Origin of the sequence: Propionivibrio sp. (assembly GCF_041441355.1) — a bacterium.
Classification (GTDB): domain Bacteria; phylum Pseudomonadota; class Gammaproteobacteria; order Burkholderiales; family Rhodocyclaceae; genus Propionivibrio.
Genome location: NZ_JASDTF010000027.1, coordinates 89,821 through 113,898, shown reverse-complemented (window position 1 = coordinate 113,898; position 24,078 = coordinate 89,821). Strand labels below are relative to the sequence as shown.

The window sequence follows — 24,078 nt, the reverse complement described above, 5'->3', positions numbered from 1 at the left end:
CGTCATAAGGCGCAAAAAACCCACTCCCGCCCGCGCCACGGGCTGAGCCAGGCAGACTCGCTGCGGTCAACCGACCGACCGCCTCGCACGTTGAGGGCTCAGCGCAAAGCGCTGAAGACGCCAGAACAGGAAGCAACAGGAAACGAAAGGGCCCGACACCGCAACAGCGGGTACGGGCCCGAGTCGAGGGGCGGACGGATCAAGCCGGCGGCAAGACCGGTGCCATCGCCCACCGCAGTTCCCGGGAGGCCCCGGGGCACTTTCAGCGCGCGCGGTAGAGCAGCGCCGGGTGCACCTCGCTGAGAACCTTCTGCATACCCTTGCGGGTCTTGAGGTTGAGGATCACCGGCGAGCGGGTATTGGCGGCGATCTGCCCCCCCTGCGCCTCGTCGCGATAGACGATCACCGCCACCGCCACGTCGGCCGGGTCAGCCACGCCAATCAGGGCGCAGTCGGCATCGGAAAGCTCGATCTGGTATTCGATGTCCAGCGTTTCCGGCGTCACCACCGGGAACATCACATCCGCCTGATCGAGCGACTGCAGCCAGAACACGGTCGGTTTGCCCTCCTCGTGGAAGAGCTTGAAACGCGTACACTGCTCGAAGCCGGCGATGCCCGCCGGGAAGGCGAACACGCTGTCGGGATCGACCGTGACGTTTTTAAGGCCCAGACGTTCGATATCGATTTTCATGTTGTCCCCTGTCAATGACGCGCCGCACCCGGGCGCTCGATAAAGAAATCATTAAAGCCGATTCGCTGCCAAGCCGCAACCGCACGTCATTTGCGCCCGTTCAACCAAGGCGCCGAGCGCGCACAAAGCTTGAGTTTTACCGGTCGATTGCGCATAGTTCGGCCTTTTTTCGGGAAGCCTGCCGCGATGTCCACTGCCGTCGAACTCCGCATCGTCCAGAAAATCGCCGAGGAAATCGGCTGCCGCGCCCCGCAGGCCGCCGCCGCGGTCGCTCTGCTCGACGAAGGCGCCACCGTGCCCTTCGTCGCCCGCTACCGCAAGGAAGTCACGGGCGGCCTCGACGACACGCAGCTGCGCACACTCGAAGAACGCCTCGGCTACCTGCGCGAGCTCGAAGACCGCCGCGCGGCGATCCTGGCCTCGATTGACGAGCAGGGCAAACTCACCCCCGAACTCGCCGGCCAGATCGCCGGCGCCGAAACCAAGCAGACGCTCGAAGACCTCTATCTCCCGTACAAGCCCAAGCGCCGCACCAAGGCCCAGATCGCCCGCGAAGCCGGCCTCGCGCCGCTCGCCGAAGCCCTGCTCGCCGACCCGACGCTGACGCCGGAAAATGAAGCCGAGCAGTACCTCAACGCCGAGGCGGGTTTTGCCGACGTCAAAGCCGTGCTCGACGGCGCGCGCCAGATCCTGATGGAGCAGTTCTCCGAAGACGCCGCACTGCTCGGCGCGCTGCGCGAATACCTGAACGACCACGGCGTCGTCAAATCGACCGTCGTTGAGGGCAAGGAAACCGAGGGCGCCAAGTTCCGCGACTACTTCGACTACAGCGAACCGCTCGCCGACATCCCCTCGCACCGGGCGCTGGCCCTCTTCCGCGGGCGCAACGAAGGCATGCTGCAGGTCGCGCTGGTGCTCGACTCCGAACTCGACCCGAACAACAAGCCCGTCGGCCCCAACCCTTGCGAAGGGCGCATCGCCAAGCACGCCGGCATCACCGACCAGGGCCGCCCGGCCGACAGGTGGCTGGCCGACACGGTGCGCTGGACCTGGCGCGTCAAGGTGTTCATGCACCTTGAGCTCGACCTGATGAACGCCCTGCGCGAACGCGCCGAGGAAGAAGCGATCCGCGTCTTCGCCAGCAACCTGCACGACCTCCTGCTCGCCGCGCCGGCCGGCCCACGCGCCACGATGGGCCTCGATCCCGGCCTGCGCACCGGGGTCAAGGTCGCCGTCGTCGATGCCACCGGCAAGCTGCTCGACACGGCCACCATCTACCCACACGAACCGCGCCGCGACTGGGACGGCGCGCTACACACCCTGGCCGTGCTGGCCAAGAAACATGCGGTCGATCTCGTCAGCATCGGCAACGGCACCGCCTCGCGCGAGACCGACAAGCTCGCCGGCGACCTGATCAAGCAGCTTCCCGAACTGCGCCTGACCAAGATCGTCGTCTCCGAAGCCGGTGCTTCGGTGTACTCGGCCTCCGAATACGCGGCGCGCGAATTCCCCGAACTCGACGTGAGCCTGCGCGGCGCGGTGTCGATCGCTCGCCGCCTGCAGGACCCGCTCGCCGAGCTGGTCAAAATCGACCCCAAGAGCATCGGCGTCGGCCAGTACCAGCACGACGTCAGCCAGAGCAAACTCGCGCGTGCGCTCGACGCCGTCGTCGAGGACTGCGTGAACGCCGTCGGCGTCGACGTGAATACCGCCTCGGCACCATTGCTGACACGTATTTCCGGCCTCAACAGCACCCTCGCCGCCAACATCGTCGCGCACCGCGACAAGCACGGCGCCTTCAAGAGCCGCAAGGCGCTGCTCGACGTGCCGCGCCTCGGCGAGAAGACCTTCGAGCAGGCCGCCGGCTTCCTGCGCATCAACGCCGGCGATGACCCGCTCGACGCCTCGGCCGTGCACCCGGAAGCCTACCCGCTCGTCGAGCGCATCCTGGCCGACATCAAGAAGGGCATCAAGGACGTGATCGGCGACGCGCGCCTCGTGAAATCGCTGCAGCCGGGCAAATACACCGACGACCAATTCGGCCTGCCGACCGTGCAGGACATCCTCAAGGAACTGGAAAAGCCCGGCCGCGATCCGCGCCCCGAATTCAAGACCGCCGCCTTCAAGGACGGCGTCGAGAACGTCAAGGACCTGCAACCGGGCATGCTGCTCGAAGGCGTGGTCACCAACGTCGCCAACTTCGGCGCCTTCGTCGACATTGGCGTCCATCAGGACGGCCTGGTGCACATCTCGGCGCTCTCCAACAAGTTCGTCAAGGACCCGCGCGAAGTCGTCAAGGCCGGCGACGTGGTCAAGGTCAAAGTGCTCGAAGTCGACCTCGCGCGTAGCCGCATCGCCCTCACCATGCGCCTCACCGACGAGCCTCAGGCCGCATCCAGAGGTGCGTCCAGCCATGCCCCGATGAGCGCCAAGGCGCGTCAGCACCTCGGCCAGCAGCAAGCCCGCCAAGCCGAACCCGCCGGCGCGATGGCCGCGGCGTTTGCCAAGCTCAAACGCTGAGGCGCCTGTCGGCCCGTCCATGATCGTCTTCAACTGCTCCCAAGCCTTCGCCGAGTTCATCGAACCGAGGAAAGCCGGGCCGGCGCCGTTCGTGGGCACACCGGCTTCGAAGCATCCCGGCGAGGACGCGCCGCAGCTCATCGACGCCGACGGCCAGCCGCCGCGCCACGTCGAGCAGTGGCTGGTGCATGGCCTGCGGATCCGGCGCAAGACCTGCGTGCTGGTCATGGACATCGACACGCGCTACGCGATGCTCTTTTCCGACCTGCGCCGCGGCGACCCGGAAGGCTTCCTCAACGCCTTCGCCACCCGCCTGATGAACGAGATGGCGCTCGCCGCTTCGGAGATCGGCATGCTCGCCGACTTCGAGGCCATGCTCACCGCCTTCCTTGGGCGGCACGAGCGCTTCCAGTTCGTCAAACGTTCGGAGCGCAGCACGCTGGCGCACCTCACGCAGGCGGCATGGGTCGTCGAGGACTACGCGGCCGACGTCGGTCACCTGCCCGAAACGCACGAAGAATGCGCCGCGATCGATGCACGCATCAACGAAACCCCGCGCCGGGCCAAGGATCGGCCGGGCTGGTTTTACGCGCAACAGGAAATGCTCTGCGCCTGGCTGCGCGCCTACGGCGGCCTCACCGCCGCGGGCGAGGCCAGCGTGCGTGCGCGGATGCAGGCGCAGCGGCGCGCGCACCGACACCCGCCGCAACCCGCCGCGACGGATTGAGCCCCCCGGGGCCGTACCCTCCTCCCCGCCCCCGTTTATACTGCGCAACCGCGCCCGTCACCGGCGCTGCCCGTTTTTTCTCCTCCGGCCATGCCCCGCAAGCCCTCCAAACCTATCGGTCGCGCCCAGGCTGTATCTTCGCCTGCCATCCCGCCTTCGGCCACTCGCCCCGTTAGGCAGCGCGCGGCGCCCGCGCCGACCGAAATCCGCCCAGAGCCGCCGCGCCCCGCCGCGCCGGTCAAGCCGGGCCTGCACCCGCGCAACCGCCACCAGGGCCGCTACGATTTTTCCGCGCTGATCGCCGTCCACCCCGAGCTGGCGCGCTTCGTCGCGCCCAATGCCTACGGCGACACGTCGATCGACTTTGCCGATCCGGCCGCCGTACGCGCGCTCAATGCCGCCCTGCTCGCCTGGCAGTACGGCATCCGCGGCTGGCGGTTGCCAGCGCCCTACCTGTGCCCGCCAATCCCCGGCCGCGCCGATTACTTGCACCACCTCGCCGATTTACTGGCAGAGAGCCTCGGCGACGTCCCGCGTGGGGCGGCGGTTCGCGTGCTCGACGTCGGTGTCGGCGCCAATTGCATCTACCCCTTGATCGGCCACAGCGAATACGGCTGGTCCTTCGTCGGCAGCGACGTCGAACGCGGCGCGCTGGCCAACGCGCAACAAATCCTCGACGCCAACCCGGGCCACCGCGCGGCGGTCGAGCTGCGCCTGCAATCCCGGCGCGATGCGCTCTTCGCGGGCCTCGTTCGCCCCGGCGAACGTTTCGCCCTCACCCTCTGCAACCCGCCTTTCCACGCCTCTGCGGCCGAGGCGAGCGCCGGCAGCGCGCGCAAGTGGGCCCAGCTCGGCAAGGCTGAAGCCAGCCCGCGCGGCCACGCCGTCCCTCGCCTCAACTTCGGCGGCCAGGACGCCGAACTCTTCTGCGCCGGAGGGGAGGCGGGCTTTCTCACCCGAATGATCGCCGAGAGCGCGGCCCGGCCTGAAGCGGCGCTGTGGTTCACCGCCCTCGTTTCCAAGGCCGCCAACCTGCCGGCGCTCGAACGCGCGCTACAAACTGCGGGCGTTCGCCAGCGACGTACCGTGGCCATGGCGCAGGGCCAGAAGCAAAGCCGTTTCATCGCCTGGAGCTTCCTCGCTCCGGCACAATTACGCGACGCACTTCGCGCCACCTGCCTCCGCAGCACGCCCTGAAAGCGGCCACGCGCGCTCGAAAACGCGCCCAACGCTCGCCTCGCATTCGCCTCGCCGACGAAGCCAAATAACAAACCGTCACAGACGGCGCCTGGGCTTCGCTTTACCATGCACGGCTTTGTTTCATGAGAGGATCGGCGCCTTTACCGCCCCCCTCGACCACCTTACGTCATGCCGTCCAAACCGCCGCCCCTTCGCTCGCTGCCCGATCGCATCCGCCAGGTCGCCCTCTTCGAGGTCGGCGGGCTGCTGCTGATCACGCCGCCCTTCGTCTGGCTGAGCGGCGTTCCGGCCACCGACTCGCTGGGCCTGCTGGCGCTCATCGCGCTCATCGCCGCACTCTGGAACACCAGCTACAACACCGCCTTCGACTGGATCGAAGGCCGCCTCACCGGCCGCACCGCCGACCGCCGCCCGATGCTCGGGCGCTGCCTGCACGCCCTCGGTTTCGAAAGCGGGCTGCTGCTCGTCAGCCTGCCGATCATCATGTGGTGGACCGGCATGAACTGGCTCGAAGCGCTGATCGCCGACATCGGCCTGGCGCTGGCCTACGTCGCCTATGCCTTCGTCTTCAACCTGATCTACGACCGCGCGTTCCCGATCGAATCCGCCGAAAGCGTGTCCAACCCGTCGTCCGGCGAAAACGTTTAACCAGCCGCACAGTCTTCGGGCCCGACCGTCTGGTCGTCCCGCCCACTCCCCGCGCAACGCAACTTCCCAGAATAAAAGAGCAACCCTGCCCATGCACGCGCCACGCCTGAACACCGTTCCAGCCCCCGCCGCCAAACCCGGCACCGAGCCCCGCCCCTTGATCCTGGCGCTGCGCGCCCTGGCCGCCCTGGTCATCCTCTGGCACCACTTCGCCTCCTACCCGCCGCTCAGCGCCTGGGCCGCACCGCTGCTCGGGCCGGTGCTCGAGTGGCTGGCCGCGCATGCCCGCGCCACCCAGGTTTTCTTTGTCGTCGGCGGCTACGTCATGGCCCTGAGCATGGCGCACCGCGACTGGCGCCTGCCAACCGCCCTTGGCCGCTACACGCTGCAACGCTATCTTCGCCTGGGGCTGCCTTACCTCGCGGCCATGGCCCTCGTCTGCCTCGCCTACCTGTACGGCGAAGACTGGCTGCCCGAGGAAGTCGCCGGCACCCCGGTCAATCTGCCGCAACTGCTGGCGCACCTCTTTTTCCTGCAGGCCATCCTCGGCTACGAGCAGCTCTCTGCCGGCTTCTGGTTCGTGTGCATCAACTTCCAGCTGTCGCTGGTCTACGCGCTCACCCTCTGGCTGCGCGACGGCCCGGCGCGCAGCCGCTGGAACGTCCCCTTGATCCTCGGCACGCTGCTCTCCGCCCTGGCCCTCTTCCACACCAACCTGGAAGCGAGCTGGGACAGCTGGTGGCTGTATTTCTTCCCCTACTTCTTCATGGGCGTCGTCATTCACCACGCCGTGCATCACGCGCGCTCGCCCTGGGCTTTCGTCCTCTACGCCCTGCTGTTCGTTGCGGCGATGGCCTTCGAATGGCGCTGGCGCCTCTTGAGCGCGCTGCTCGTCGGCGTCCTGCTCTGGCACGCCGAATGGCGCGGCTGGGGCGCGCGCTGGCCGCGCCAGCCACTCCTGCTCGGACTGGGCAAGATCGCCTACAGCCTGTTCCTGGTGCATTTCCCGGTGCTGGTCTTCGTCGCCGCCTTGTGGACGCGCATGGGCTTCAATTCGCCCGAGATGGCCGCCGCCGGGCTGGCCTTCGCCTTCGCCGGCAGCCTCGCGCTCGCCCACTTCTTCCACCGCTGGATCGAACAGCCTGCGGCCACGCTGGCCCGTCGCCTCCACCGCCCGGCCGCCGCGCACGGTGCAGCGGGCTACGAGACGCCACTCTGGCAGGGCCGTTAAGCAGATTCAAGCCGGCCGGGAAGCCGCCTCTGGATGCGCCTTCCCGCCTATCGCGTCTTGCGTCAAAATTCGTCTTGCTGCCGGCCCGTGACCCGGCCTTCACGTAATCCAACCGTTCCAATCGCTCCGCCCGCCCATGCCTTTCGCCCGCATCGACCCCGCCGACTACGCCGCGCAGCTCACGGCCAAGCTCGAACGCTTCAAAGCCGACTTCGCGCCCTACGCGCTGCCCGAACCCGCCGTGCACCCGTCCGCGCCGCAACACTACCGGCTGCGCGCCGAATTCCGCATCTGGCATCAGGACGGCCGCCTCGATTACGCGATGTTCGACCCGGAGGCGCCGAAGCGCCCGGTCATCCTCGACGATTTTCCCGTCGCTGCGGCGCCGATTCGCGCCGCGATGCCGCGCCTGCGCGCCCTGCTCATGGCCAGCGAAGCCCTCAAACGCAAGCTGTTTCGCGTCGACTTCCTGTCGACGCTGAGTGGCGAGCTGCTGATCACCCTGGTTTACCACCGCCCGCTCGACGACGCCTGGGAAGTCGCCGCGCAGGCCCTGGCCGCCGAGTTGCAGGCGCAGGTGATCGGGCGCAGCCGCGGGCAGAAGGTCGTCCTCGAACGCGACTGGGTGCTGGAAGAATTTGAACTCGACGTTGAACCCGCGCCCCGTCGCCTGCGCTATCAGCAGTTCGAAGGCGCCTTCACCCAGCCCAACGGCGGGGTCAACCGGCAGATGCTCGGCTGGGCCTGCCGACAAGCGGCCGGCCTGGGCGGCGACCTGCTCGAACTGTACTGCGGCAACGGCAACTTCACGATCGCGCTGGCGCCCGCGTTCGAGCGCGTGCTGGCCACCGAGATCAGCAAAACCTCGGTCCAGGCCGCGAACTACAACCTCGTCGCCAACGGCATCGACAACGTCACCCTGGCGCGCATGTCGAGCGAAGAATTCAGCGCCGCGCGGGCCGGCGAGCGCGAGTTCCGGCGCCTGCAGGGCATCGACCTTGACGCCTACCGCTTCTCGACCCTCTTCGTCGATCCGCCGCGCAGCGGTCTCGACGCACAGACCCTTGAACTCGCGCGCGGCTTCGAGCACATCCTGTACATCTCGTGCAACCCGCAGACCCTGCTGGAGAACGTCGCCGCACTGCACGACACGCACGCCATCGCCGCCGCCGCCGTCTTCGACCAGTTCCCCTACACCCACCACCTCGAATGCGGGCTGCTGCTCAGCCGACGCTAGCTCGCCCCCGCTAAACGCCACTCACCGCCCGCGCTCCGGGCGGCCTGCAGGGCGCATCCAGCGGTCGTTTCAGGCCGGCAGTCCTGGACGCGAGCAGCCATGCGCCCTGGAGGCCGGCATTTCGCGCGTCGTTACCGGCCCGTCTGATCACGCCTTCGAGGCCGTCCGCAGGAGCGCCGCTTCATCGACCGCGTCGATCTGCTCCGGGCTGAGGAAGCGTTCGGCATAGCGCCGGTAGACGCCCGCCTCGACGAACAGCGCGAAGAGTTCGGGGTCGATGTGCCCTTCGTCGCGCATCAAAACCATGATGCGCAAGGCTTCCGCGAGGGTCTTTCCTTTCTTGTAGGGGCGATCTTCAGCGGTCAGGGCTTCGAAAACATCGGCAATCGCCATCATCCGGGCTTGCGGGCTCATCTCCTGCTGCTTCAGGCCGCGCGGATAGCCCGCGCCGTCCGCCCGTTCGTGGTGCCCGCCGGCCAGCTCGGGCACGCTGCGCAGGTGCCGCGGAAACGGCAGGGCCGTCAGCATGACGATGGTCTGGACGATGTGATCGTTGATGATGTAGCGGTCTTCGTCGCTCAGGGTACCGCGCGCCACCCGCAGGTTGTGCAGTTCGCCCCGGTTGAACTTCCATTGCGGCACGCGCAGCTTGAAGCCCCAGGGGTTGTCAGGCGGCAGCAGGTCGCGCGCGTCGCGCTCCACCAGGTGCTCGGGCTTGTCGGCCAGGAGCGTTTCACTGACCGGCAGGGTCGGCGCCGGACAGCGTTGCTGGCGACGGGCTTCATCGCGGGACACACCAAGACGGTCGTCGAGCGTGCGCAACCAGGTGCGCGCGCCGATCTCCTGCAGGCGCGCCACTTTCTCGGCCGCCATGAATTCGCCGCCCTGATTGCACGCGGCGACAAAAGCGAACTCCTCGTCGAGCACCCGCCACTGGGCCTCGAGCGCGGCGCGCAATTTCGCCGAATCGCCGCCGGCCGCCACGGCCCGCCAGAATTCGACTTCGGCATCGCGCTTGAGTACCTCGAAGCGCATCCGCACTTCGTGGATACGGTCGTAGAGGGTTTCCAGCTTGGTCGCCTTGTCGACGACATACTCGGGCGTCGTCACCTTGCCGCAATCGTGCAGCCACCCGGCGATGTGCAGGGCCTCCCATTCGTCTTCGCTCAGTTGGAAATCGGCATACGGGCCCGACGTGCTCTCGCAGGCCGCGCGGGCCAGCATCTTGGTCAGTTCGGGCACACGCTGGCAATGGCCGCCGGTATAAGGGCTCTTGGCATCGATGGCGCCGGCCACCAGCTGAATCAAGCTCTCCAGCAAGGCTTTCTGGGACTGGATCAGCCGCTGGTTATCGATCGCCACCGCCGATGCGCCGGACAAGGCCTCGATGAACGAAATCCGTTCGATGGGCGGCGCCCCGGCGTCGCCGGGCAGGAACAGCACGAGCAGTCCAACCATGTCCTGATTGCGATTCTTCAGCGGCATGGCGACCTGCAGCACGGGCTTTCCAGCCAGCGGGCTGTCGACGGCGTCGAGATACGCCATGCCCGCCGGACGGTCCACCGGGATTTCCTGGGCCAGGGCTTTGCCGTGCCGTATCGAGCGCAACACCGGGTGCTCGCTGGTTTCGACAGCCGCCAGCGGCAGCGGCGGCAGGTCGAGGATGGCCGCGGGCTCGCCCCCGCCATCCCCTTCGGCAACTTGCCAACGCAAGGCGGCCGGCAACAGGCGCTGACCGTCGTCGGCGACGAGATAGACGACACCGCCGCTGGCTTCGGCGCTGGACAGCGTTTCCAGCAGCACCCGGTCGAGCAGGCGCTCGAAATTGCGCTCGGCGCTGAGCGTGGCGGTGATGTCGAGGAACTTGCGGATCGTCCCCTTCATCTGGTGCATGGACTGGGCCAATTGGTCGATTTCCCAGATCGGCGAGCCTTTGGCTTGCGGGCCGTCGAAACGGAAACGGCGGATCTCGCGCGATTCGCCCAGGAGGTCGTTCAGTTCGCTGGCCACGCGGCGCGCCAGCCACCACGTTCCGGGAATCGCCAGACCGATCATGAGCAGGGTGATCCACAAGGTCATGCTGCGGATATGCACCGCCTGGGCCAGCAGCTCGTCCTCCGGCGCGGCCATCAGCAGACGGTTGTTATCGCCCAGCGACAACGCCCGCCCGTGCCAGGTCCGCCGGTGCGCATCGACAATCGGGATCGGCCGGTCGGAGTGGTCCCAGGCCAGGCGGTCGAGCGCCGGCACGGCAAAGTCGGCCAGAGCGGGCAAGCGCCCGTCTCCCGCGGCGGTCAGTTGCGCCAGCCGCACACGGTCGCGCGAGGCCAGAACACCGCCCCGTTCATCCACCAGCACGAGCTGGCTCCCCGCGGTGACCTTGGCCTCCGCCAGCGACGAGGAGATGTCGGCCAAGGTCAGGTCGGCCGCAACCACGGCCCCGGTCGCCGAGGCACGGGCGAAGGTCTTACCGATCTCGCGGGTCGTGAAAAAGACATAAGGCTCAGTCCGGATCAGATCGGGGGCCGCAGTCGCCTCGACGAACCAGGGGCGGACGCGCGGATCGAAATCGTAATTTTCCGGGTGCAGCCTCAGCGTTTCGTAGAGCCACTTGTCGTAATAAACGTAGGTCGGGCGGCGCTGACCGCCCGGGCCGCGCTCCATGCTCTGGAGCAGATACCGGCTCTCTTTGGGCACCTCCGGGAACTCGGCGCTGGGCATCGCCGGCAAACGGCGAAACAGGAAAAAATCGCCATTGTCGTAGCCGACGTAGACCGCCGAAAGCTGCCGGTTCTTCTCCAGGAACTCCAGCAGCATGGGCAGGTATTGCGCACGTCGATCGAGGCTGGTGGCGCCGACGATGGGGTGATACACCAGCAACTCGACCAGGGTTTCGAGAGGACGGTAAAGCCGCTCCAGATCGTCGGAGACTTTCACCGCCACGCTCTCGAAAACGTCGCTGGCGGCCGAAAGGATGATGCGGCGCGACTGGTAGTAGTTGAACCAGCTGATCACCGAACAGGCCACGAAGATCAGCAAGGTAAACAGGTAGGCGATGTGGATGTGCAGGGGATAGTGACGCCCCCGCTGCCGATAGGGAAAAGCCAATCTGGACACACCGGATGCGGCCATTTCAACCCCCAAAAATGCCTTTGGTCTACAACGTAAAGAACCTCTCGGTCGGTGCGAAAAAGCTTAAAACGGATCAGGTGCTGCTTTATCCATCCAGGGGCAACGCGATGCGAAACTCAAGCGCTTGCCGCCGCCCGCGTGCCCCCTTTACTCCCGCTTCGCCGGGGCCGCGTACCAGTTTTCCGGCGGAACGACCTTTTCCACCGCCGGATCGGCCATGTAATGCGGCGACATGATCTGCACGCCGTGTTCGTTGAACACGTCCTGGATGTTCTGGTGCAGATGCGAGAGCACCTCGGCGCGCGGCCGAGGCCGCTCGGGGATCGCCTGGGCGACGAGGCGGTATTCCGGGTAATAGTCTGAGAGCGCGGTCTGGAAGACCTGCGGCGCAGGCGCCATCAGGATGCCCGGCGTACGGCGCGCGGCCTCGACGAGCATCGCCTCCACCTGCCGCCAGGGCGTGTCATAGCCGATGGTCACCGTGGTATCGACGATGTAGCCGCGCCCCTGCACGCTGCGCGAGTAGTTCTTGGTCACCGCGCCGGTGATCATCGAGTTGGGCAGCGTCAGCTCCTCGCCCAGACCGGTGCGGATGCGGGTGGTGAACATCCCCATCTCGGTGACCGTCCCTTCATGCTCGCCGATGCGCACGTACTCGCCCGGACGGATGGTGCGCGTGTAGGTGAGGATCAGCCCGGCGGCCCCCTGCCCGACGACGCTCGACGCCCCGAGCGAAACCATCAGGCCGAGCAACACCGAGAGTCCCTTGAAGGCCTCGGTCTGCGCCCCCGGCAGGTAGGGGTAGGCCATCGCCAGGGCGAACAGCCAGATGGCGATCGAGACCAGGCGCCGCGTGGTCGGCAGGGTTTCTTGGGTCAGCCAGCCGCCGTCCATGCGCCCACCGGCCAAGCGCGCCAGCAGGCGACCGGCGAAGTTGGCAAAGAAGCGAGCGATCAGGAAGATCGTCGCCGCCAGGATCAAGCCCGGCAGGGCATCGACCATCGCCTCGGCGACGGTGGCGAAGAGGTCATACAGGTAGGCGTTGAGCTGTTCGCTCCACGGCCGGGTATAGGGGAAGCAGGAGAGGACAAAACTCACCCATTCGTAGGTGAGCAAGGCCACGATAAACCAGCGCAGGAGGTCGATCACCTGCTGCAGGCGCGGCAACAGGGCGTGCGTCTCGAGCACGCTCTGCCCGGCGATGGTCAGCGCCTGTGCTTTGCGCTCGGCGATGGCGACGAGGCGCCGCTCGACCCAGCGGCGCAGGCGACCGACGCCCAGCAGCAACAACACGTAGATCACGCTGGCGACGCCGGCGATCGCCAGCGCGCGCAACAGCTTGCCCATGTCGCGCGACTCCTGGGTTTCGCCGATGACCTGCTCGAGCCGGCGGACGGCCTGCTGCGTCGCCATTTCAAGGTTTTCGCCGGTGAGCACATCCACGTCGTCGGAGGTGATGATGAAAACGAGGTTGGGGCCCAGCATCACCATCTTCCCGACCGGGTTTTCCTTCACGCTCACCTTATGCTCGCCGCCCTGGCGCAGGTAGTCGGTCAGCGCACTTTTGCTGCGAGCGGCGCGCACGGCCGGGGTCTGGCCAAGGAAGGCACCGCGGAAGGTGATGATGTCGCGATTAAAGACCCGCAGGGTCGCGCTCTCGACGCTGCGCGCCGCGTCGGGCTTTTCTGCGTCCGCCCAGGCCGGAACGGCCATGCAAACCATCATCAGGACGCCCAGCACGCCCCGGAAAAACCACCGCCCCACGTCGAACATTCCCATCTCCCGCTTTTTTCGCTTTTCGTCGCCGACGCGCACCGAATCGTCCGGCGCACCGCCAAATTTCCCATCGGCATTTTAGCCGCGAAGCCGCTTCCGCGCTGCATGGCAATCGACGTAAACTAGCGGCTTTTCGCCTTCAACCCTCGCCCCTGACGCCCATGACTGCACCGAAACTCGTCTGCTACGGCATCAAAAACTGCGACACCATGAAAAAAGCGAGGCTGTGGCTGGAGAGCCACAAAATCGCCTACGAATTCGTCGACTACAAGCAGCCCGGCCTCGTCGAGGCTCACCTTGCCGACTGGAACCGCCGCGCCGGCTGGCAGGCGCTGCTCAACACCCGCGGTCTGATGTGGAAGAAGCTCAGCCCGGAGGAGCGCGCCGACGTCGACGAAAACAAGGCGCTCGCCCTGCTCGCCCGCTATCCTGCAATGATCAAGCGTCCCGTACTCGACACCGGAACCACGCTGCTCGTCGGCTTCGACGCCGACCGCTACACCAAGGAACTCCTGAAATGACCGACAACCTCGTCCAACGCTTCCTGCTTGACGACCTCGACATCCGCGGCGCCGTTGTCCGCATCGGGCCCGTCTGGCAGAACCTGCTCGCCGGACGCGACTACCCGCCCGCAGTGACCCAACTGCTGGGCGAGATGAGCATCACCACCCTGCTCCTCTCCGACAACCTCAAGCAGCCTGGACGGCTGACCATCCAACTGCGCGGTCAGGGCCCGGTGTCGCTGCTGGTCATCGACTGCGACGAGGCGCTCAACCTACGCTGCATGGCGCAGCACGCGCAGAGCGTCGCCCCCGACCGCCCGGCGGCGCTGCTCGGGCGCGGGCAACTGCTGATGTCGCTCGACGCCCCGACGATGAAGGAACCTTACCAAAGCATCGTGCCGCTCGTCGGCGACAGCATCGCGGCGATCTTCGAACATTACCTCGCGCAGTCGGAACAGCTCGCCTCGCGTTTTTTCCTCGCTGCCAACGCCCAAGGCGCCGCCGGCCTGTTTCTGCAAAAGCTGCCCAGCGCCGACAGCCGCGACCCCGACGGCTGGGCGCGCATCGAAACCCTGGCCTCGACCGTCAAACCCGAGGAATTGCTGGGTCTGGCGCCGGAAGCGCTGCTCGGCCGTCTGTTCGTCGAAGAAACGGTGCGCGTCTTTGCCCCGCGCGCGGTGACGGCCGAGAGCCCTGAGGATTGGGAAAAGGTCGGCAACATGCTGCGCGCGCTGGGCCGCGAAGAAGTCTATGCGGCGCTCTCCGAACGCGGCGAGATTGTCATTCGCGACGACCTCGCCAACCACGAGTACCGTTTCGACAAGGCGGCGATCGACACCTTATTCAGCAGCACCCCAGCCACGCCGCCGAGCGTGCACTGAGGCGTCGGCGCTTGCGGAGGGGCTTCCCCTCCGCAAGCATGGCAATATTCACAACAAAAATGCCACCGTGGCGCCATAAAACACCCAAAACCCCACAAAAAATAATTTTTTGTTTTTCTTGACAGACCCAAAAACGTGGTCTAGCAAGAAAGGGCCGCCTCGCCGCCCCCCCCAACCCCGGGGCTCCTGGCACGAGGCCGGGCCGAACGCACACCGTCGCGCGGCCAGAACAGCTACGAATCTCCCCCTTTCAGCGCCCCCTTTTGCCGGCGTGCCTCTCCCCAGCATTGCCGACACACGCACCGCGTGCGCCGGTTGGGCGCGTTTCGCCGTCGCCGTCCAGGCCACGGCGCTCCGACGCCGAACAATAAACGTCGATCGTCACGGCGATCGCCATAACGCAGTTCGGAGGTTATCGTGGAGGATACCGTCATCGCTGAACGGGTGTCGTCGCGCCCGGCCAACTACCTGATCGTCGGCCAACGTAACTTGCAAAACACCCTGTTGGCCTCGCTGCTGGCCAAACGTCTGGAGGCGCGCTGCACCGTTGCCTCGACATCCGAAACCTTGCGTCAGCGCCAGTCCGGGCGCACCCTGGCGCTGATCGACTGCGACTCGCTCGCCACCGAGGACCTGGAGAACACCCTGTCCGCGTTGTGCGAATGCGCCGAAGTCGTCGCGCTCTTCAACGCCTGCGACACGACGCCCTATGAGTGGCTGCTCGGTCTGCCCAGACTCAAAGGCCTGTTCTACCGCGACACCTCGGAAAACCAGTTCCTGCATGGGCTGAAAGCCTTGGCCAACAACGAACACTGGTTGCCGCGCAAGTTGCTCGCCGCACACCTCGAACGCACCCGCCAACTCGGCCCGCGCGTCCCGGCCGAGCCGATCCGGCTGACCGGCAAGGAACAAGCCATCCTGCGCTGTCTTGCCTCGGGCGCCAGCAATGCCGAGATTGCGCGCCTCCTGCACAACAGCCCGCACACCGTCAAAACCCACATCCATCATCTCTTCCGCAAACTCAAGGTAAGCAATCGGGTCCAGGCGGTGTCCTGGGCGCACGGCAACGTCGCACTCCTGGCCAGGAGCGGCGCGTGAACGCCCGGACGTGGCGCCCTGTGCACTCCGCCCTGGCCCTCGCATTCGCGCTCCTGTGCCCGGCGGCCGCAGCCCAGGCACTCGACGACGAAACCGCCTTCGACCAACCTCAGCCGCTCGAAGCGGCCTTCGGCAGCCTCGAACGCGATGCCGGCTTTCTCGTCGACCGCACGATGACCAACTTCGGTGCCGCCTTCGTCCGCGAGTTCGCCCACGCCTGGCGCGCGCGCACGCTCGTTGAACCGGTCGACCTGACCATTACCGAGAAGCCTTCGGCGCGCTGGGGCAGCCTGATCGTCGTCGAGCACCGCAACCGTCCCGTCGCCCGGCTGTTTCTGCTCGCCGGACGCAGCGCCACGATCGCGCCGCTGGCGGCGGAAACGGCCAATTACCTCTCCCGCCGCCTGGCCGACAACGCCTTGCTCGACAAGCTGTTCAAAAACCCAGACCTCGCCCCGGAAGAATTGCCCTGATCGCCGTTTCATCCTTTTCCAGGAGTACGTCATGCCCAGGACATCCCACAGTTTCATGCTCGCTCTACTGACGCTCATCGCCTGCACAACGGTCGGTGCCACCGAAATCGTCTACACGCCGATCAACCCCTCGTTTGGCGGCAACCCGCTCTATGGCCCGGTGCTGCTCAACAGCGCCAATGCGCAGAACCGGCATACCGCCTCGTCCGACAGCGGCTCGTATGCCGGCTACAAAGCGCCCTCGGCGCTCGACTCCTTCAATCAGCGCCTGCAGTCGATGATTCTTGACCGCATGGCCTCCAAGATCACCGGCAGCATTTTCGATGCCAACGGCAACCTGCAACCCGGCATCGTCGAAACCTCGACCTTCAAGATCGCCATCGTCGACCTCGGCAACGGCCTGCTCCAGATCACCACCACCGACAAGACGACCGGCGCCTCGACGACCTTCCAGATCAGCAACCAGCCTTAGGAGAGCTGGCATGGCACACCCACGCACCCATCCCGCCCGCGCAGGCTTCGCGACGCTGACGCTGCCCATCCTGACACTGCTGGCGCTGCTGGGCGGCTGCACGGTCTTTGACCAGGAACGCGACAAGGCCCTGGCCACCGCCTCTCAGCCGGCCACTTTGACCAGCGTCTCGGCGCTGCATGCCGACCTCGTCAACCTGCCGCCGCCGCGCGGCAAGATCGTCGCCGCGGTCTACGGTTTCCGCGACCAGACCGGTCAATACAAGCCGTCACCCGACAGTTCGTTCTCCACCGCCGTCACCCAGGGGGCCGGCGCGATGCTGATCAAGTCGATGACCGACTCCAAGTGGTTCATTCCGGTCGAGCGCGAAGGCCTGCAGAACATCCTCACCGAACGGCGCATCGTGCGCGCCCTCGACAACACCCCGAACGGCAGCAACCTCGCCGGCCTGCTCCCGGCCAGCATCCTGCTCGAAGGCGGAATCATCAGCTTCGAGAGCAACGTCCGCACCGGCGGGGCCGGCGCGCGCTACCTCGGCGTCGGCGCCTCCGAGCAGTACCGCACCGACCAGGTGACGATCAACCTGCGCGCGGTGGACATCCGCAGCGGGCGCATCCTGGTCAGCACCTCGACGACCAAGGGCATCTACTCGTACAAGCTCGGCGCCGACATCTTCCGCTTCGTCTCCTACCAGCGCCTGCTCGAAGTCGAAGTCGGCTACACACGCAACGAACCGGCACAGCTCTGCGTCCAGGAGGCCATCGACGCTGCGCTCGTGCATCTGATCGCCCAAGGGATCAAGGACAACCACTGGGCGCTCCAGAACCCGCAGGACATCGACTCCCCTCGCCTGCAGACCTACCTTCAGCTTCAGGCGCAACGCCACCGCCTGAGCCCCGAAGAAGCCCTCTCGGCCAAGGCCGCGAACAGCACCGACCCCGCCATGTAATCCCCCTGCCAACGGCGGCAGACAGCCCCGGCCGTCTGCCGCCGTTGGCTTGCCCGTCCACACCTCGCGACCGGATTTCCCCCTACACCGTTTTTCTGATCCGCCCCCCCAAAAATACACCGAACGGGGGAGTCTCCGGAGGCAAAAAAAGAGCCTTTCCGCCGATTGAGGCCGGCCCGTGCAAGGCCTAGCCTCAAGTCACTGAAAAAGACACGGGGGAAAGTTCATGCACCAGCGCTCGTCCCGGTGCGCGCAAGCCCTGCTGGCCGGCGTGCTCAACCTCTTCGCGTTGAGCGCCGCGACTGACGCCTTCGCCGAGGATTTCCGTGCCGACCTCGCGCCGGACACCGAACTCTTGTCCTTCGCCGAAAGGCAGGCGCTGGCCGTTCTGCCCGTTGGCGCGATCCGCAGCCAGAACCAGGCGCGACTCACCCAGAACGGCGAGAACAACCGCATCGTCGCCGTCCAGGCCGGCCAACGCAACGTCATCGAAGCGCAGCAGCAGGGACAGCACAACGTCGCCGCGCTCGTCCAGGGCGGTTACGACAATTTCATCGCCGTGCAGCAGATGGGTCTCGGCAACCTCGCCAGCATCGTCCAAGGCGGCGCCGGCAACCGCGCGCAGGTCGCGCAAAACGGGAATTACAACCGGGTCGAAGTGCTCCAGCTCGGCCAGGGGATGTGGACGAGCATCGTCCAGAACGGCAACCACAACACGACGCGCGTCATCCAGCAATAGCTTGCGCACGTCTCACCGATGGCCTGCACGCTGCGGCGCGCGGGTTCAGGAACGGCTCATCGCCGCCCGCGGCAGGGCCACTTTAGCAGTTGCACGACATAGGAGGTCATCATGAAGAAGCGCATCATCGCCCTCGCCATCCTTTCGGCCTTCTCCGTCTCGGCCTACGCCGCGTCGGAGGCCCTCGTCGTCCAGGACGGCAGCCTGAATAACGCCCAGGTCACCCAGACCGACAACATCACCCCGACCTACGCTTCGGTTCACCAGACCGGAACGAGCAACCAGGCCGACGTTAGCCAGGAGCAGGGCAACGACACCACGGCTTTGGTCAACAGCATCGGCAACGGCAACCAGGCGAGCGTCGTCCAGGACAACGCTTGGTGGGTCGACGCAACCATCCAGCAGAACGGCAACCAGAACAACGCCCGCATCGTGCAGGACGAGATGCCGCCGCTGTACGCGGACCGCAGCGCCGCCGTCATCGAGCAAGGGGGTAACCTCAACACGGCAACGATCAACCAGATCGGGACACTCCCCTTCCCGAGCACCCCGGGTACCGGCGTTCAGGCCAGCGTACTGCAACAGGGCAGCTCGAACACCGCGCTGATCAACCAGACCGGCAACTCGCCCAACGCCACCGCGCGCATCGAGCAGGTCAACGGTGAACTCGGCAGTTCGGCCGAAATCGGCCAGACCGGCCCGGACAACCACGCCTACATCCTGCAAGAAGGCGGCTGGGGCAACCAAGCCAAAGCCTTCCAACAAGGCACCGGAAATAGCGCCAGCATCCGCCAGACCGGCTGGACCTGGTTCGCCAACGCACTGATCAACCAGAACGGCACCACCAACACCGCCAGCGTTGTGCAGTCGGACATCGCCGATTCTTCGCACGCCACCGTCAACCAGAACGGAACGTCCAACAGCGCCGAAGTCACCCAGACCCTCCTCAACTTCGGTGGCGTGGTTCAGGTCGACCAGAACGGGCTGGGCAACACCGCCGGTGTCATGCAGACCTCGTCGAGCGGGGCCTTCGCGGGCGTCAATCAGGTCGGTGAGCTCAACTCCGCGACCATCGGTCAGACGAACTCGCCGTACAGCTGGGCGCTGATCGAGCAATTCGCCAACGACAACACCGCGACCATCAGTCAGAACGGGGCGGTCTCCGCACAAGCCCGGGTGACGCAGCTGAGCGACAACAACACCGCGCTCATCCAGCAAGGCGCGTCGCTCATGGTCAAGGCCTTGATCCGCCAGGAGGGCGGCACGGGGAACAACGGCACCGTGACGCAGACGGGTGAATACAACGACGCCAGCATCCTGCAGAACGGGACCAACAACGTCGCGACGATCACCCAGAGCGGCGTCGGCACGGCCGCCCTGCCGAACGTGGCGATCGCCGATCAAGGCGGCACCGGCCACCTCGCCAACATCGTCCAGAGCGGCGGCGCCGGCAATTACGCCAAGGTGCTCCAGCGCTAGGCTCGCGCCCCCACGCGGAGGGCATGACGGCGGCAACAGCCACCAGGTGCCCTCCACGCGTTCTGTTTAAGCGGATTTGATGGTGAACACCCCACCCCCCTCAGCGCCGGCGCGCTCCAGACGCGTCGGCCTGCGCACCCTTTTCGCGCTGTGTTGCTGCGCCGTCGTCCCGGGGGTCGGAGTCGGCGTTGAATTCGGAGCCGGAGGCTCGCCCGTGAATGCCAGCGAAACCCGAGAACGCGCGCCCCGCCTGTGGGCCGAACTGCATCAGGACGCCGAACTGTGGACCGTCAAACCGCAGTTTGTCGCCCCGGCCGACGGCGCGACGACTCACTTCGATTACCTCCTCACGGCGCACAAGAACGGCCGGAGCGGCCGATCCGAAACCCGTCAGAGCGGCCGCATCCACCTCGACCTCGGGCAGCAGGCCACGCTCGGCAGCCTGCGCATCGCCTTGCACGACGGCGACCGCTGCCAGGTGCGGATCAGCGTCTCTCAGGCGCTCCAGCCCGTTAGCGAATTGACCCTGGAATTGCCACCAGCGAGTCAATAAAACCGGGAGTGCTTGAGTCACTCCGGACCGCGCCGACCTTTATTAGCTGCCCATGCCGTGGAAGCCGGTCCCCGGCTTGCCGCGCATCAGGTGAATCTTGGCCAGGCCGCCGACCGCCGTTTCGCGGTAGTCAGAATGCATGTCGCGCCCGGTTTCGTACATGGTGCGCACCACCTCGTCGAAGGAAATGATGTGCTGACCGTCGGAGAGCAGCGCGTAGGCGGCGCAATCGACGGCGCGCACCGCGGCGATGGCGTTGCGTTCGATGCACGGAATCTGCACGTAACCGCCGATCGGATCGCAGGTCAGCCCGAGGTGGTGCTCGAGGCCCATCTCGGCGGCGTATTCGATCTGCCGGATCGAGCCGCCGAGCAATTGCGCCGCGGCGCCGGCAGCCATCGCGCAGGCGGTGCCAACCTCGCCCTGGCAGCCGACCTCGGCACCCGAGATCGAGGCATTGCGCTTGACGAGGTTGCCGATCAAGCCGGCGGTCGCCAGCGCGCGCACGATCTTGTCGTCGGAGAGGTTGGCCTGCTGCTGCAGGAAGAACAGCACCGCCGGCAGCACGCCGCAGGCGCCGCAGGTCGGCGCGGTGACGATCTCACCGCCGCCGGCGTTCTCTTCCGAAACGGCCAGTGCATAGGAAAAGAGCCGCGCGGTCTGGCCGAAATGGCCGCTCAGCGCCTGGCCGCGGATGTTGTACGACGAGGCCTTGCGCGCCACGTTGAGTGTTCCCGGCAGCCGCCCTTCGGCTTCGAGGCCGCGCTCGATGGCACGGCGCATGGCCTGCCAGATGCCGGAGAGAAAGGTCCACACCGTCGCGCCCTCGTGCTGGCCGACGACCTCCCAGAACTGCAGGTTGCCCGCCTCACAATGCGTCAGCACCTCCTGCATCGAGACATAGGGATAGACGTCGGAAACGCCAACGCTCTCGCCGTTTTCGTCGAGCAGCGCACCGCCGCCCACCGAGTAGACGACGCGTTCGGCGAGCACCGTATGGTCTTCGGCCAACGCCTCAAGGCGCAGCCCGTTGGGGTGACGCGGCAGGTTTTCCTGCGGACGCCAGAGGATTTCGACGGGCAGCGGCGCGAACGGCTCGCCGACCGCGACGTCGGTCAGGTGACCGCGCCCGGTGGCCGCCAGGCTGCCGTAAAGGGTGATCCGCACCCGGCTGGCGCCGGCGGTGAGGGGTTTGAACGCCAGAGCGGCGAAACGCGGCCCCATGGTGTGGCTGCTCGACGGCCCGAGGCCGATCCGGTACAGCTCGCGCAGCGATTTCATTTCCTTCCTCCCCGCAGTGACGCACCGCGAAGCGCCGCGCTGTCGTACTGGCCTAGCATCGTTAAGGTAAACCCCGTAGACGCCGCGGAAAACGACGTCCGGAACAAGCGCGGAATTGTGGACGAATGCAGGCCCAAGGTCCAGCGCCATCCTGCATTTAAGCACTCAAAAAAACATCCGCCAGCCCCGCGATGCTCTGGACTCCAGGAATAACGCGGCGGCCAGCGCCGCTCCGCGCGCCTACTCGGCGTCGGCACGCAGCCTCAGCGCCTCGGCAAGCGCCGCTTCGCGCCGCGCCTCGGACAACATCGGCAAGGCCGACGCCAGCCATTCAAGGCTGGCATTCGGAACCAGCTCCGCCGCTTCGACGAGGTCACAGGCCAGGGCCTGGGTGGCCGTCTCCGAATCGTCGAGGAGATGGCGTGCGGTGTTCGAGCAGGTCCGGGTCAGGCGCGCGCGCAAGGTGTCGGCGCCGCGCAGCAGCTGGATCAGCAGCGCCGGCAGGTGCCAGCGCTCGGCGCAAAGCAGGGTCAGCTCCTTGAAGGTGAAACCGCACGCTTGCTGCTGCGCCTGCGCGCTGCGCCGGGCACGCCCGGAGTGCAATTCGGCCTCGGCGCGCGCCGGGATTTCGGGCGCGTAGGCCCAGAGGAGGAGGTCGCCAGTGCCGCCGAGCAGTGCCGCGACGGCGACCTCGTCGGGGTTGATGTCCATGCGCCCGGTCGACCAGGCGCGGGCAATGCGCGACGCCAGGCTGGCGCGCATCTCGACCTTGATCAGCCCAGCATTGCCCTCGTCGATCTCCGGGCTGGAGAGCAGCAGCCGGCTGAACTGGCGCACCCCCAGCTGCAGGATCGCCGCCAGCGCCGTCGTCGTCTCGCGCCCGAGTCGGCTGCTCTTGCGGCGCTCGGCCTCGCGCAGTAACAAGAGGCAGAGCATCGGGTCCTGCAGCACGATGTCCGACAGGTCCTTGGGAGAAAGCAGCTCGCCCGCCGAAGCTTCAAGCTCGGCCAGCAATTGTTTTGAACGCGGCAGGACGGGCAGGGCCTGGTGCTCGAAATAGGCCGCCCATTGCGCGGCGCCCCAACGCGATTTCCAGGCGTCCATGGCTAACGCCCCGGGGCCGGCCCCGGCCTTGGCGCGAGCCGCCAGAGCGAGGTCAGCTCGGCCGCACGGGCCGCATGCAGCGGGTCGTCCGGGTCGCTGGCGCGCGGATGCAGCGGCCGCGCGGTGAGCCGACCGACGACCTGCAGCCCAGCCGCCTCGATCAGCCGCGCCAGTTCGTCGGGCGCGCGCAGTTTGAGGTGTTCGGCCAGATCGGACAGGATCAGCCAGCCCTCGCCGCCCGGCAAGAGGTGCGCGGAGAGCCCGGCGAGAAAGCCCTTGAGCATGCGGCTGTCCGGGTCATAGACGGCGTACTCGAGGCCCGAGCTGGGCTTGCCCGGCAGCCAGGGCGGGTTGCACACCACCAGCGCCGCGCGTCCGGGCGGATACAGGTCGACGGCCGAAAGCTCGACCTGCCCGCCGATCCCGAGACGGTCGACGTTATCGCGGGCGCAAGCCAGCGCCCGCGCCTCCTGATCGGTGGCGATGATGCGGGCGACGCCGCGCCGGGCGAGCACCGCGGCGAGTACCCCGGTGCCGCAACCGATGTCGAAAGCCAGGTTGGTCTCGGCCAGCGCCGCAGGCAGCGGCGCCTGGGCGACGAGATCGACGTATTCGCCGCGCACCGGCGAGAACACGCCGTAGTGCGGATGGATGCGGGCGCCGAGGGCCGCGATCTCGACCCCGTTCTTGCGCCACTCGTGCGCACCGATGACGCCCTGCAGCTCGCGCAGCGACAGTACGTAGGCCGCATTGGCCGGACCATAGGCTTCCGTCGCAGCCTGGACGATGTCGGGCGCCCGGCGCAACGGGATGCGATGCCCGGCTTCGCAGGGAATGAGCAGTTGCCCGAGTACGCGCGCCCGCTGCGCCTGGCGCATGCGGTGCAGGTTGAACGCCTCGGGAAAAACCGGCGCGGCGCGTACCGCCTTGCCGCGCGCTTTGTCGCCCGCTTTACCCCCCATTTCGTCGCAGCGGCGGGCGATGGCCTGAAGCAACTGGCGCGCGTTGTGAAAGTCGCCGCGCCAGAGCATTGCCGTGCCCGAGCAGGCCAGGCGGTAAGCGACATCGGCCTTGAGCGTGGCATCGACCACCTCGACCCGGCGCGGCGGCGGCAGGCCAGCCTCCGAGCGCCAACGGGCGACGTGCTCGACGCCGCCTTCCTGCCAGCGCAGCAGCGGTTCGTCGGCCGAAGTCGGCAGGCTCGGTTCGGCCTGCGGACTCGTTGGGCGCGGCGCGGGGTTCATCAACGGCATTCTCCTTGCGTCGAGGCCGCGCGCCGCCAAGCGCCACGGCCGGTTTCCGCGCACGCCACACCCCCACCGCGGGGACGTCGGCGCACGGCCCGGATTGCAGCCTGAATCCTACCCGCTTTTCGGCCCGAAAA

Annotated in this window: 21 protein-coding genes; 15 read left to right on the top strand and 6 right to left on the bottom strand. The window is 66.8% G+C overall.

Annotation, left to right across the window (positions count from 1 at the left end):
* Window positions 1-262: 262 nt before the first annotated feature.
* Window positions 263-691, bottom strand: coding sequence for a flagellar assembly protein FliW (fliW, locus tag QMB55_RS10370; protein ID WP_497588629.1), 429 nt, complete (start codon window positions 689-691; stop codon window positions 263-265).
* 186 nt (window positions 692-877) lie between these two features.
* Between fliW and QMB55_RS10365 the strand changes: the two genes are divergently transcribed.
* The 6 genes from QMB55_RS10365 (at window position 878) to trmA (ending at window position 8,254) form a co-directional block, all read left to right on the top strand.
* The gene (locus tag QMB55_RS10365) at window positions 878-3,211 is read left to right on the top strand and encodes a Tex family protein (RefSeq protein ID WP_497588628.1); all 2,334 of its coding nucleotides are present in this window, start codon (window positions 878-880) and stop codon (window positions 3,209-3,211) included.
* A 19-nt stretch (window positions 3,212-3,230) separates the two neighbouring features.
* A complete protein-coding gene (locus QMB55_RS10360; protein WP_497588627.1) occupies window positions 3,231-3,938 on the top strand; it encodes a DUF6933 domain-containing protein in 708 nt (235 codons plus the stop codon).
* A gap of 90 nt (window positions 3,939-4,028) precedes the next feature.
* A complete protein-coding gene (gene rlmF / locus QMB55_RS10355) occupies window positions 4,029-5,135 on the top strand; it encodes a 23S rRNA (adenine(1618)-N(6))-methyltransferase RlmF (protein WP_497588626.1) in 1,107 nt (368 codons plus the stop codon).
* A gap of 171 nt (window positions 5,136-5,306) precedes the next feature.
* A complete protein-coding gene (locus QMB55_RS10350; RefSeq protein WP_497588625.1) occupies window positions 5,307-5,786 on the top strand; it encodes a PACE efflux transporter in 480 nt (159 codons plus the stop codon).
* A 91-nt stretch (window positions 5,787-5,877) separates the two neighbouring features.
* Window positions 5,878-7,017, top strand: coding sequence for an acyltransferase family protein (locus QMB55_RS10345; RefSeq protein WP_497588624.1), 1,140 nt, complete (start codon window positions 5,878-5,880; stop codon window positions 7,015-7,017).
* Window positions 7,018-7,153: 136 nt separating this feature from the next.
* Window positions 7,154-8,254 carry a tRNA (uridine(54)-C5)-methyltransferase TrmA gene (gene trmA, locus QMB55_RS10340; protein WP_497588623.1) on the top strand — a complete coding sequence of 367 codons (1,101 nt, stop codon included), beginning with the start codon at window positions 7,154-7,156 and terminating at the stop codon, window positions 8,252-8,254.
* Window positions 8,255-8,401: 147 nt separating this feature from the next.
* Here trmA and QMB55_RS10335 read toward each other — a convergent pair whose 3' ends face one another.
* Window positions 8,402-11,386: an HD domain-containing phosphohydrolase gene (locus tag QMB55_RS10335; RefSeq protein ID WP_497588622.1), complete on the bottom strand. Its 2,985-nt coding sequence runs from the start codon at window positions 11,384-11,386 to the stop codon at window positions 8,402-8,404.
* A gap of 147 nt (window positions 11,387-11,533) precedes the next feature.
* Window positions 11,534-13,159, bottom strand: a complete 1,626-nt coding sequence (locus QMB55_RS10330; protein ID WP_497588621.1) for a mechanosensitive ion channel family protein — start codon at window positions 13,157-13,159, stop codon at window positions 11,534-11,536.
* Between the two features lie 164 nt (window positions 13,160-13,323).
* Between QMB55_RS10330 and QMB55_RS10325 the strand changes: the two genes are divergently transcribed.
* The 9 genes from QMB55_RS10325 to csgH all read left to right on the top strand — a co-directional run bounded on the left by QMB55_RS10325 (window position 13,324) and on the right by csgH (window position 20,309).
* Entirely contained in the window at window positions 13,324-13,683 is a 360-nt protein-coding gene (locus tag QMB55_RS10325; RefSeq protein ID WP_497588620.1) for an ArsC family reductase, read from the top strand.
* Complete coding sequence (hslO, locus tag QMB55_RS10320; RefSeq protein WP_497588619.1) at window positions 13,680-14,546, top strand: Hsp33 family molecular chaperone HslO; 867 nt, start codon at window positions 13,680-13,682, stop codon at window positions 14,544-14,546. The genes QMB55_RS10325 and hslO overlap by 4 nt, the downstream gene beginning before the upstream one ends.
* A gap of 417 nt (window positions 14,547-14,963) precedes the next feature.
* Window positions 14,964-15,644 (top strand): LuxR C-terminal-related transcriptional regulator, encoded by a 681-nt coding sequence (locus QMB55_RS10315; RefSeq protein WP_497588618.1) that lies wholly within the window; start codon window positions 14,964-14,966, stop codon window positions 15,642-15,644.
* Window positions 15,641-16,117 (top strand): CsgE family curli-type amyloid fiber assembly protein, encoded by a 477-nt coding sequence (locus tag QMB55_RS10310; RefSeq protein WP_497588617.1) that lies wholly within the window; start codon window positions 15,641-15,643, stop codon window positions 16,115-16,117. The genes QMB55_RS10315 and QMB55_RS10310 overlap by 4 nt, the downstream gene beginning before the upstream one ends.
* Window positions 16,118-16,148: 31 nt before the next feature.
* Window positions 16,149-16,589 (top strand): curli assembly protein CsgF, encoded by a 441-nt coding sequence (locus QMB55_RS10305; protein ID WP_497588616.1) that lies wholly within the window; start codon window positions 16,149-16,151, stop codon window positions 16,587-16,589.
* Window positions 16,590-16,599: 10 nt separating this feature from the next.
* Window positions 16,600-17,538, top strand: a complete 939-nt coding sequence (locus tag QMB55_RS10300) for a CsgG/HfaB family protein (RefSeq protein WP_497588615.1) — start codon at window positions 16,600-16,602, stop codon at window positions 17,536-17,538.
* Window positions 17,539-17,764: 226 nt separating this feature from the next.
* Complete coding sequence (locus QMB55_RS10295) at window positions 17,765-18,277, top strand: hypothetical protein (protein WP_497588614.1); 513 nt, start codon at window positions 17,765-17,767, stop codon at window positions 18,275-18,277.
* 111 nt (window positions 18,278-18,388) lie between these two features.
* A complete protein-coding gene (locus QMB55_RS10290) occupies window positions 18,389-19,756 on the top strand; it encodes a hypothetical protein (RefSeq protein ID WP_497588613.1) in 1,368 nt (455 codons plus the stop codon).
* Window positions 19,757-19,970: 214 nt separating this feature from the next.
* On the top strand, window positions 19,971-20,309 hold the full coding sequence (gene csgH, locus QMB55_RS10285) for a curli-like amyloid fiber formation chaperone CsgH (RefSeq protein WP_497588612.1): 339 nt from the start codon (window positions 19,971-19,973) through the stop codon (window positions 20,307-20,309).
* 42 nt (window positions 20,310-20,351) lie between these two features.
* On the opposite strand, the gene QMB55_RS10280 is transcribed toward csgH, so the two are convergent.
* The 3 genes from QMB55_RS10280 to QMB55_RS10270 all read right to left on the bottom strand — a co-directional run bounded on the left by QMB55_RS10280 (window position 20,352) and on the right by QMB55_RS10270 (window position 23,938).
* Entirely contained in the window at window positions 20,352-21,590 is a 1,239-nt protein-coding gene (locus QMB55_RS10280; RefSeq protein WP_497588611.1) for an L-serine ammonia-lyase, read from the bottom strand.
* Between the two features lie 240 nt (window positions 21,591-21,830).
* Window positions 21,831-22,694 carry an HDOD domain-containing protein gene (locus QMB55_RS10275; RefSeq protein WP_497588610.1) on the bottom strand — a complete coding sequence of 288 codons (864 nt, stop codon included), beginning with the start codon at window positions 22,692-22,694 and terminating at the stop codon, window positions 21,831-21,833.
* Window positions 22,695-22,696: 2 nt separating this feature from the next.
* On the bottom strand, window positions 22,697-23,938 hold the full coding sequence (locus tag QMB55_RS10270) for a methyltransferase (RefSeq protein ID WP_497588609.1): 1,242 nt from the start codon (window positions 23,936-23,938) through the stop codon (window positions 22,697-22,699).
* Window positions 23,939-24,078 lie beyond the last annotated feature (140 nt).

Excerpts from the sequence above, each read along its gene's own strand:
- trmA (WP_497588623.1), top strand. The coding sequence starts at position 7,154 with ATGCCTTTCGCCCGCATCGACCCCGCCGACTACGCCGCGCAGCTCACG.
- QMB55_RS10360 (WP_497588627.1), top strand. The coding sequence starts at position 3,231 with ATGATCGTCTTCAACTGCTCCCAAGCCTTCGCCGAGTTCATCGAACCG.
- QMB55_RS10345 (WP_497588624.1), top strand. The coding sequence starts at position 5,878 with ATGCACGCGCCACGCCTGAACACCGTTCCAGCCCCCGCCGCCAAACCC.
- QMB55_RS10300 (WP_497588615.1), top strand. The coding sequence starts at position 16,600 with ATGGCACACCCACGCACCCATCCCGCCCGCGCAGGCTTCGCGACGCTG.
- QMB55_RS10295 (WP_497588614.1), top strand. The coding sequence starts at position 17,765 with ATGCACCAGCGCTCGTCCCGGTGCGCGCAAGCCCTGCTGGCCGGCGTG.
- fliW (WP_497588629.1), bottom strand. The coding sequence starts at position 691 with ATGAAAATCGATATCGAACGTCTGGGCCTTAAAAACGTCACGGTCGAT.
- QMB55_RS10365 (WP_497588628.1), top strand. The coding sequence starts at position 878 with ATGTCCACTGCCGTCGAACTCCGCATCGTCCAGAAAATCGCCGAGGAA.
- QMB55_RS10275 (WP_497588610.1), bottom strand. The coding sequence starts at position 22,694 with ATGGACGCCTGGAAATCGCGTTGGGGCGCCGCGCAATGGGCGGCCTAT.
- QMB55_RS10335 (WP_497588622.1), bottom strand. The coding sequence starts at position 11,386 with ATGGCCGCATCCGGTGTGTCCAGATTGGCTTTTCCCTATCGGCAGCGG.
- QMB55_RS10270 (WP_497588609.1), bottom strand. The coding sequence starts at position 23,938 with ATGAACCCCGCGCCGCGCCCAACGAGTCCGCAGGCCGAACCGAGCCTG.
- hslO (WP_497588619.1), top strand. The coding sequence starts at position 13,680 with ATGACCGACAACCTCGTCCAACGCTTCCTGCTTGACGACCTCGACATC.
- QMB55_RS10330 (WP_497588621.1), bottom strand. The coding sequence starts at position 13,159 with ATGTTCGACGTGGGGCGGTGGTTTTTCCGGGGCGTGCTGGGCGTCCTG.
- QMB55_RS10280 (WP_497588611.1), bottom strand. The coding sequence starts at position 21,590 with ATGAAATCGCTGCGCGAGCTGTACCGGATCGGCCTCGGGCCGTCGAGC.
- QMB55_RS10305 (WP_497588616.1), top strand. The coding sequence starts at position 16,149 with ATGCCCAGGACATCCCACAGTTTCATGCTCGCTCTACTGACGCTCATC.
- QMB55_RS10325 (WP_497588620.1), top strand. The coding sequence starts at position 13,324 with ATGACTGCACCGAAACTCGTCTGCTACGGCATCAAAAACTGCGACACC.
- QMB55_RS10290 (WP_497588613.1), top strand. The coding sequence starts at position 18,389 with ATGAAGAAGCGCATCATCGCCCTCGCCATCCTTTCGGCCTTCTCCGTC.
- QMB55_RS10350 (WP_497588625.1), top strand. The coding sequence starts at position 5,307 with ATGCCGTCCAAACCGCCGCCCCTTCGCTCGCTGCCCGATCGCATCCGC.
- rlmF (WP_497588626.1), top strand. The coding sequence starts at position 4,029 with ATGCCCCGCAAGCCCTCCAAACCTATCGGTCGCGCCCAGGCTGTATCT.